Origin of the sequence: Pseudomonas sp. HMWF006 (assembly GCF_003061205.1) — a bacterium.
Lineage (GTDB): Bacteria > Pseudomonadota > Gammaproteobacteria > Pseudomonadales > Pseudomonadaceae > Aquipseudomonas > Aquipseudomonas monsensis.
The window spans coordinates 7,679-16,172 of sequence record NZ_QAIU01000586.1 but is presented as its reverse complement, the minus strand read 5'-3'; the positions used below and the strand labels follow the sequence as shown (position 1 = coordinate 16,172).

9 protein-coding genes are annotated in these 8,494 nt (G+C 61.8%); 2 read left to right on the top strand and 7 right to left on the bottom strand.

The features are described 5' to 3' along the window. Together DBR24_RS27090 and DBR24_RS27080 are read left to right on the top strand one after the other, a co-directional pair. A partial coding sequence (locus DBR24_RS27090; RefSeq protein ID WP_256591890.1) for an OprD family outer membrane porin occupies positions 1-744 on the top strand: 744 nt, incomplete at its 5' end. A gap of 271 nt (positions 745-1,015) precedes the next feature. Beyond that, the gene (locus tag DBR24_RS27080; protein ID WP_128616249.1) at positions 1,016-1,822 is read left to right on the top strand and encodes a methyltransferase domain-containing protein; all 807 of its coding nucleotides are present in this window, start codon (positions 1,016-1,018) and stop codon (positions 1,820-1,822) included. Positions 1,823-1,940: 118 nt separating this feature from the next. Here the strand turns inward: DBR24_RS27080 and pcaC are convergent, their stop codons facing one another. The 7 genes from pcaC to pcaF all read right to left on the bottom strand — a co-directional run. Further along, entirely contained in the window at positions 1,941-2,333 is a 393-nt protein-coding gene (pcaC, locus tag DBR24_RS27075; protein ID WP_095113833.1) for a 4-carboxymuconolactone decarboxylase, read from the bottom strand. Positions 2,334-2,343: 10 nt separating this feature from the next. Next, entirely contained in the window at positions 2,344-3,135 is a 792-nt protein-coding gene (gene pcaD / locus DBR24_RS27070) for a 3-oxoadipate enol-lactonase (protein ID WP_128616248.1), read from the bottom strand. An 11-nt stretch (positions 3,136-3,146) separates the two neighbouring features. Beyond that, positions 3,147-4,511 carry a 3-carboxy-cis,cis-muconate cycloisomerase gene (locus DBR24_RS27065; protein ID WP_128616247.1) on the bottom strand — a complete coding sequence of 455 codons (1,365 nt, stop codon included), beginning with the start codon at positions 4,509-4,511 and terminating at the stop codon, positions 3,147-3,149. Positions 4,512-4,556: 45 nt separating this feature from the next. Then, a complete protein-coding gene (locus DBR24_RS27060) occupies positions 4,557-5,852 on the bottom strand; it encodes an MFS family transporter (protein ID WP_128616246.1) in 1,296 nt (431 codons plus the stop codon). A 261-nt stretch (positions 5,853-6,113) separates the two neighbouring features. Then, positions 6,114-6,680 carry a protocatechuate 3,4-dioxygenase subunit alpha gene (gene pcaG / locus DBR24_RS27055; protein WP_123465329.1) on the bottom strand — a complete coding sequence of 189 codons (567 nt, stop codon included), beginning with the start codon at positions 6,678-6,680 and terminating at the stop codon, positions 6,114-6,116. A 1-nt stretch (position 6,681) separates the two neighbouring features. Then, positions 6,682-7,386, bottom strand: coding sequence for a protocatechuate 3,4-dioxygenase subunit beta (gene pcaH / locus DBR24_RS27050; protein ID WP_123465327.1), 705 nt, complete (start codon positions 7,384-7,386; stop codon positions 6,682-6,684). 37 nt (positions 7,387-7,423) lie between these two features. Further along, positions 7,424-8,494, bottom strand: a 1,071-nt coding sequence (gene pcaF / locus DBR24_RS27045) for a 3-oxoadipyl-CoA thiolase (protein WP_256591888.1), incomplete at its 5' end; no start/stop codon positions are given.

The following is an 8,494-nucleotide window of genomic DNA, read 5'->3' as shown; positions in this document are numbered from 1 at the left end:
ACCCTCTACGGCGGGCAGTTCCGCGCCAACAGTCCGCGCGACGACAGCAGCATGAGCGACATGTCGATGACCGGCAAAGCGGCGTTCACCTCCGATCGCTTCAACTTCCAGGGTGGTGAATACGTTTTCAACGACAAACGCACGCAGATCGGCCTGTGGAACGCCGAGCTCAAGGACATCTACAGCCAGCAATACGTCAACCTGATTCACAGCCAGCCACTCGGCGACTGGACGCTGGGGGCCAACCTCGGGTTCTTCTATGGCAAGGATGACGGCAGCGCCCGCGCCGGTGACCTCGATAACAAAACCTGGTCCGGAATGTTCTCGGCCCGCTACGGCGGCAACACCTTTTACCTCGGCCTGCAGAAACTCACCGGCGACAGCGCCTGGATGCGCGTCAACGGTACCAGTGGCGGCACCCTGGCCAACGACAGCTACAACGCCAGCTACGACAACGCGCAAGAACGCTCCTGGCAATTGCGCCATGACTACAACTTCGCCGCCATGGGCATTCCCGGCCTGACGCTGATGAACCGCTATATCAGCGGCGACAACGTACACACCGGAACCATCACCGACGGCAAGGAATGGGGTCGCGAATCGGAACTCGGTTACACCGTGCAAAGCGGCACGCTCAAGGACCTGAACGTGCGGTGGCGCAACTCGACCATGCGTCGCGATTTCAGCAACAACGAGTTCGACGAGAATCGCCTGATCGTCAGCTATCCGATCAGCCTGCTCTAACCCCTTGCAGGAGTAAACCTGCGCGCGAAGGCGGCATACCAGCCAACACTGTTGGTGACTGATCTACCGCCCTTGCGAGCAGGCTCACTCCTACAGGGTCGGTGCCATCCGTCAGGATCTGTGGCACATCGCGAGGCCTCGGATAAAGTAAGAAAAACCTGAAGGACTCAGGCGCCACACTCACCCCGCTTCCGCTACCCATAGTTGTTGGTCCTCAAGATTTGGCCAGATTGTCATCGGAAGACACTGCTGATCATCGGAGGACCACCTCATGATCACCCGTTTCTACACCGTGCCCGACTGGGACGCCAAGGCGTACCAGCAGTTTTCCAGCCACCGGCAACGCCCGGTCAACGAATTGCTCGACCGTGTCGAACTGGACGACCCCAAATGCATTTACGACCTCGGTTGCGGCACCGGCATTGCGACGCAACTGCTGGCCGAACGCTGGCCGCGTGCGCAGTTGCATGGCGTCGACAGTTCCGCACAGATGCTCGAAGAGGCGCGTTGCCTGCCAATCAGCGCACTGTGGAAACAATGTGACCTGCTCGACTGGCAACCTGAACAACCCGCCGACCTGCTGCTCGCGGCGGCGGTGTTGCACTTCATCGGTGACCACGAACAGTTGCTGCCCCGTTTGCTGGGCCATCTCAGCCCCGGCGGCTGTCTGGCGGCACATATGCCGGACTGGCGCGATGCGTTGTGGTATCGCCTGATGCTCGACACGCTTGAGGACTCAGGCCCAGGCCACACGCCCTTGGGCACTGCGCAATTGCGCCAGCGCATGGCCGCGCGACCGTTGCTGTCGCTGGAAGATTACTACCGCTTGCTGGCGCCACTGACCACGTCGCTGGATATCTGGGAAACCGAACAACTGCAGGTGGTGGACGGCAAGTCGCCGATTTATGACTGGGTAAAGGTGTCGGCGCTGCGGTCGGTGATGCAGGCGCTGAACTCAGAAGAACAGGCGCGGTTTATCTACCACTTCATGATGCGCGTGCATGCGCATTATCCGCAGGAGAAAAACGGCAATACGCTGTTTCCGTTCAAGCGGATTTTCATTGTGGCCAGGGTTTAATTCATCAAGGCACCTACCGCTATCGCTGGCAAGCCAGCTCCGACAGCGATGTTCAGTGAACACCATTTTTGTGTACACCCGAAAACCTGTGAGAGCCGGCTTGCCAGCGATGGCGCCGTTATTCCCGGGATTCGACGCCTAGCTCATCCCAAACCGATTCGGCCAGATGGAACGTCGCATTGGCCGCCGGAATCCCGCAATAAATCGCACTCTGCATGATCACTTCCTTGATCTCGCTACGGCTCACGCCGTTATTGGCCGCCGCCCGCAGGTGCAGTTTCAGTTCGCCCTCGCGGTTCATGCCGATCAGCATGGCGATGGTGATCAGGCTGCGGGTATGTCGCGGCAACCCGGGACGTGTCCAGATATCGCCCCAGGCGTGGCGGGTGATCATTTCCTGAAACTCCGAGTTGAACTCGGTCAGGGTGGTGAGGCTGCGATCGACATGCGCATCGCCCAGCACCGCACGGCGAACCTGCATGCCCTCGTCGTAACGTTGTTTCTCGTCCACAAACACTTCCTCACTGAGCCTGCAAAAACGCCAGCACGCGATCACTGAAATCCGCACCGGCCTGCACGTTGGACAAATGCGCCGCATAGAACTCGGCGTACTCGGCGCCGCGCACATGTGCCTGAATGAAATGCCCGCCGGACGGCGGTGTCACCGCATCTTCGGTGCCGGCAATCACCAGCAGCGGCAGGTTGATCGAGGCCAACTGTTCACGGAAGTCGGCATCGCGCACCGCCGCGCAGTTGGCTGCGTAACCTTCAGGCGAGGTGGCCGCGAGCATGTCGGTGATTTTCTTCGCCGCGGCCGGATCGGCCGCCGAAAAGTCCGGGGTGAACCAGCGCGCAATCGACGCATCACGCAGGGCGACCATCGCTGCCGGGCCATCACGCAGCACAGTTTCGATGCGCGGGTTCCACACCGACGGGTCGCCGATCTTCGCCGCGGTGTTGCACACGATCAATTTGTGCAGACGATGCCCGGCGTTGATCCCCAGCCACTGGCCGATCAAACCACCCATCGACAGCCCGCAGAAATGCGCACGCTCGATGTGCAATGCATCGAGCAGACCCAGCACGTCGCGGCCCAGTTGTTCGATGCTGTAAGGCCCCGCTGTCACCAGCGACTGGCCGTGGCCACGCGTATCGAAACGCAGCACGCGAAAGTGTTCGGTGAACGCCGGCATCTGCGCGTCCCACATGTGCAGGTCGGTGCCCAGTGAGTTGGACAGCACCAGCACCGGCGCCTCGGCCGGCCCCTCCAGTTGATAGTGCAGTTCGCCATCGGCGAGTTGAACGAAAGCCACAGCCCTCTCCTTCAGACAGTCAAAGCGTTGTGTTCGGCCACCGCACGCTCGACCCAGACCTGCGCCTGGCCGAGGTAATGGGCGGGATTCAAAAGATCATCGAGTTCGGCGTGGCTCAACTCGGCAGTCACCTTGGGTTCGTCACCCAATACCGCACGCAAATGCCGTTGTTCGGCCACTGCCCGCTTGCAGCATTGTTCGAGCAAGTGGTGCGCGGTGTCGCGACCGACCCGTTGCGCGAGCACGATGCTCACCGCTTCGGCCAGCACCAACCCTTGGGTCAATTCGAGGTTGCGCGCCATGCGCGCGGCGTCGACTTCCAGGCCAGCGGCGAGCAATTGCGCTTGTTGCAATGCACCGGACACCAGGCAGCAGATCTCCGGCAAGGTTTCCCACTCGGCATGCCAGAGACCGAGGCTGCGCTCGTGCTCCTGAGGCATGGCGCTGAACAGCGTCGAGACTAGCCCCGGCACCCGGGTCGCCGCGCCGATCAACACCGCCGCGCCCACCGGATTGCGCTTGTGCGGCATGGTTGAAGAACCGCCCTTGCCCGGCGCCGACGGCTCGAACACTTCCGCCGCTTCGGTCTGCATCAACAGACTGATGTCGCGGCCGAACTTGCCAAGGCTGCCGGCGATCAAGCCGAGTACCGCACCGAACTCGACGATGCGATCACGCTGGGTGTGCCACGGTTGCTCGGGCAGCGTCAGGTGCAGTTCTTCGGCCAGGGCTTGTGCGATGGGCAACGCTTGCTCGCCGAGCGCCGCGAGCGTCCCCGATGCACCGCCGAATTGCAGCACCAGCAAGCGCGGCTTGAGTTCACGCAGACGCTGACGGCTGCGAGTCACCGCCCCGAGCCAGCCGGCGATCTTCATGCCGAGGGTCACCGGTGTCGCGTGTTGCAACCAGGTACGGCCGGCCAGTGGCGTGGTGGCGTAACGCTGTGCCTGGGTCGCGAGCGCATCCGCCAGTTGCGCCAGATCGCTTTCGATCAACTCCAGCGCCTGACGCACTTGCAGCACCAGCCCCGAATCCATCACGTCCTGACTGGTGGCACCCAGGTGCACATAGCGTTCTGCTGCAGCGTCGGTGGCAGCGATCTGCTTGCCCAACGCCTTGACCAGCGGAATCGCCGAATTCCCTGCCGTGGCGATGGCCTCACCCAGTGCTGCGAAGTCATACAGACCGGCGTTACAGGCAGCGCCAATCGGGGCAACGGCGGACGCCGGAATCACCCCGACCCGTGCTTCGGCCCGCGCCAGTGCAGCTTCGAAGTCGAGCATCGCCTGCACGCGGCCCTGATCGCAGAACACCTCACGCATATCGCGGGCAGTGAAGTAGGCATCGAACAATTGATTGCCCGGTCGCTGAGTCATAAAAATCCTTGCCGGCGCGGGCCGTGGCGGCCCGCGCCCATCGGGTTAAAGATCGTGGTGCAGATACGCGGCCTGTTTCGGCAAGCGCAGGCTGAACAAAAACGCCACTGCCATCATCACCGTGACGTACCAGTAGAACGCGTTTTCCATGCCCCCGGCTTTCAGGCTCAGGGCGACGTATTCCGCCGAGCCGCCGAAAATCGCGTTGGCCACGGCGTAGGCCAGGCCGACGCCAAGGGCGCGCACTTGCGGCGGGAACATTTCGGCTTTCACCAGGCCGCTGATCGAGGTGTAGAAACTGACGATCGCCAGCGCCACGGTGATCAGCACAAACGCCAGAATCGGGCTGCTGACGCTTTTCAGGCTCAACAGAATCGGCACCGTGAACAGGGTACCGAGCGCGCCGAACCAGAGCATCGAATTACGTCGACCGATCTTGTCAGCAAGCATGCCGAACAGCGGCTGCATGCACATATACAGGAACAGCGCGCCGGTCATGATGTAGCTGGCGGTCTTGGCATGCATACCGGCGGTATTCACCAGATACTTCTGCATGTAGGTGGTGAAGGTGTAGAAAATCAGCGAGCCACCGGCGGTGTAACCGAGCACGGTGATGAACGCGGCTTTGTGATCGCGCAACAGTGCGCGGATACTGCCGGCGTCCTCGTTCTCGCGCATTTCCTTGCTGCTGGTTTCTTTCAGGGAGCGACGCAGGAACAACGAAATCACCGCCGCCACCGCACCGACCACAAACGGAATCCGCCAGCCGTAGGCACGCAGTTCGTCTTCGCTGAGGAACTGCTGCAGGATCACCACCAGCGACACCGCCAGCAGTTGCCCGCCGATCAGGGTCACGTACTGGAACGAGGCGAAGAAGCCGCGCTGGCCTTTGAGCGCGACTTCACTCATGTAGGTCGCGGTGGTGCCGTACTCCCCGCCCACCGACAAACCTTGCAGCAGACGGGCAAACAGCAACAGCAGCGGCGCCCAGACACCGATGCTGGAATAGGTCGGCAAACAGGCGATGAGCAACGAGCCGAAGCACATCATCAGCACCGAGATCATCATCGAAGTCTTGCGGCCCTTCTTGTCCGCCAGCCGACCGAAAATCCAGCCCCCAATCGGGCGCATCAGGAACCCGGCGGCGAACACCCCGGCCGTGTTGACCAGTTGCACCGTGGGATTGTCGGAGGGGAAAAACGCCGGGGCGAAATAGATCGCACAGAAGGCATAGACATAGAAGTCGAACCATTCGACGAGGTTGCCGGACGAGGCACCGACAATCGCGAAGATGCGCTTGCTGCGCTCCTCGCCAGTGTAATCAGCGGTGGTAGTTGTCATTGTTTTTTACTCTGAAGGGACAGGTGAGAGTCTAGACACACTTTGCAACAGTCCCGTTCCACAGATACATCCAACACAGTTCCCTTGCAGGAGTGAACTATGTGGCGAGGGGATTTATCCCCGATGGGCTGCGAAGCAGCCCCAAAACGGATAATCACGAAGCAACAGACCTGGTGCATTTACCGGTTTTGCGAGCGCTGCGCACTCGGTCGGGGATAAATCCCCTCACCACAAACTCACTCCCTTGGAATGGGATTTCGATCAGTAATCGAAGAACACCGTCTCCGCCTCAGTGCCCTGCAAAATCACATTCCACTGATAAACCCCCGCCGCATCCGGCTTGGCCAGCAACGTCGCGCGACGCTCGGCCGGTACACACTCCAGCAGCGGATCAGCAACGTTCGCCGGCTCGCCTTCAAAGTAGATCCGTGTCAGCAAATGCTTCACCAGGCCACGGGCAAACACCAGCACCACCAGATGCGGTGCCTGGGTCGAGCCCTTCAGGCCTTCGACCGTGCCCGGTTTGATCGTGGTGAAACGGAAACGCCCCTCGGCGTCCACCGGCACCCGGCCGAACCCTTCGAAATGCGGGTCCAGCGGTTTGTCCTGCTCGTCTTCCGGGTGCGCGTACTTGCCGGCGGCGTTGGCCTGCCAGACTTCAAGCATGGCGTCATTGACGACATCGCCATTGCCATCAATCACTTGCCCGGTGATCGCCACGCGCTCGCCGAGGGTTTGTTCAACCGCGAGGTTCTCGCGGTTCAGCCAGGTCAGGCCGATGTGGTAGTACGGCCCGACGGTGTGGGACGTGGTCGCAGTCAGCGTCATCTTATTTCTCCATCGGCGTGGCTTCACGGCCGCGCAACACGATGTCCCAGCGGTAACCGAGGGCGTAGGACGGAATGGTTTTTTCCAGATCGAAAGCGGCGATCAGACGTTCCTTGGCAGAAGTGTCCGGCACGCAGTTGTAGATCGGGTCGTAGGCCAGCAGCGGATCACCGGGGAAGTACATTTGCGTCACCAGACGGGTGAGGATGCTCGGCCCGAACAGCGAGAAGTGGATGTGCGCCGGGCGCCACGCATTGTGGTGGTTGCCCCACGGATAGGCGCCGGGCTTGATGGTCTGGAACTGATACCAACCGTCGGCATCGGTCACGGTGCGGCCGGTGCCGGTAAAATTCGGGTCCAGCGGCGCGTCGTGCAGATCGCGCTTGTGGTTGTAGCGGCCGGCTGCGTTGGCCTGCCAGATTTCCACCAGAATCCCCGGCACCGGCAAGCCGTTTTCGTCGAGCACGCGGCCGTGAATGATGATGCGCTCGCCCAACGGTTCGCCGTCGTGCTGGGCGGTCAGGTCGTTGTCCTTGTCAGCGACGCGTTCGGCGCCGATGGTCGGACCGGTGATCTCCGACAACGAATGCGGCAGAAACACCAACGGCTTGGACGGCGAGCGCAGGTTGGTGGATTGATACGTCGGGTGCAGGTACTCGGGCTGGGTGCCTTCCTGCGGACGACGGTAGCCAGGCTTGTCAGTCATTTCGCTTTCCTCTGTTCTTATCAGTCGACGCGCTGCGTCAGACGCGTTCGATGGCCAGGGCCAGACCCTGGCCGACACCGACGCACATGGTCGCCAGACCTTTCCGGCCGCCGGTCTTTTCAAGTTGATGCAGCGCGGTCAGCACCAGGCGCGCACCGCTCATGCCCAACGGGTGACCGAGGGCAATCGCACCACCGTTCGGGTTGACCTGCGCCGCATCGTCGGCCAGGCCCAACTCACGCAGCACCGCCAGGCCCTGGCTGGCGAAGGCTTCATTGAGTTCGATCACATCGAAATCGCTGACTGCCACGCCGAGACGTTCGGTCAATTTGCGCACCGCTGGCACCGGGCCGATGCCCATCACCCGTGGCGCGACGCCGGCACTGGCCATGCCGAGCACTTTGGCGCGGGCGGTCAGGCCGTGTTTCTTCACCGCTTCAGCCGACGCGAGAATCAGCGCCGCAGCACCGTCGTTGACGCCGGAGGCGTTGCCGGCGGTGACGGTTTTGTCCGGGCCGTTGACCGGTTTCAATTTGCTCAGCGCTTCAATGGTGGTCTCAGCGCGCGGATGTTCGTCCTGGCTGACCACGGTTTCGCCCTTCTTGTGGGCGATGCGGACTTCGACGATTTCCTCGGCGAAGTAGCCGGCAGCCTGCGCGGCGGCGGTGCGTTGCTGACTGCGCAAAGCAAAAGCGTCCTGATCGGCGCGCGAGACTTTATAGTCATCGGCCACGTTGTCGGCGGTCTGCGGCATCGCGTCGACGCCGTACTGGGCCTTCATCAACGGGTTGATAAAGCGCCAGCCGATGGTGGTGTCTTCCAGTTTCATGTTGCGCGAAAACGCCGCGTCAGCCTTGCCCATCACGAATGGCGCCCGGGACATCGACTCGACGCCACCGGCAATCGCCAGCTCCATCTCGCCACTGGCAATCGCGCGGAACGCGGTGCCGATCGCGTCCATGCCCGATGCACAGAGACGGTTGAGGGTCACGCCCGGCACGGTTTCCGGCAGGCCGGCCAGCAGCAGCGCCATGCGCGCGACGTTGCGGTTGTCTTCGCCGGCCTGGTTGGCGCTACCGAGGAACACTTCGTCGATGGCGTTCCAGTC

What these genes read in the sequence shown, in the direction of transcription:
- DBR24_RS27080 (WP_128616249.1), top strand. Translation starts at nt 1,016, where the DNA reads ATGATCACCCGTTTCTACACCGTGCCCGACTGGGACGCCAAGGCGTAC.
- DBR24_RS27065 (WP_128616247.1), bottom strand. Translation starts at nt 4,511, where the DNA reads ATGACTCAGCGACCGGGCAATCAATTGTTCGATGCCTACTTCACTGCC.
- DBR24_RS27060 (WP_128616246.1), bottom strand. Translation starts at nt 5,852, where the DNA reads ATGACAACTACCACCGCTGATTACACTGGCGAGGAGCGCAGCAAGCGC.
- pcaG (WP_123465329.1), bottom strand. Translation starts at nt 6,680, where the DNA reads ATGACGCTGACTGCGACCACGTCCCACACCGTCGGGCCGTACTACCAC.
- pcaH (WP_123465327.1), bottom strand. Translation starts at nt 7,386, where the DNA reads ATGACTGACAAGCCTGGCTACCGTCGTCCGCAGGAAGGCACCCAGCCC.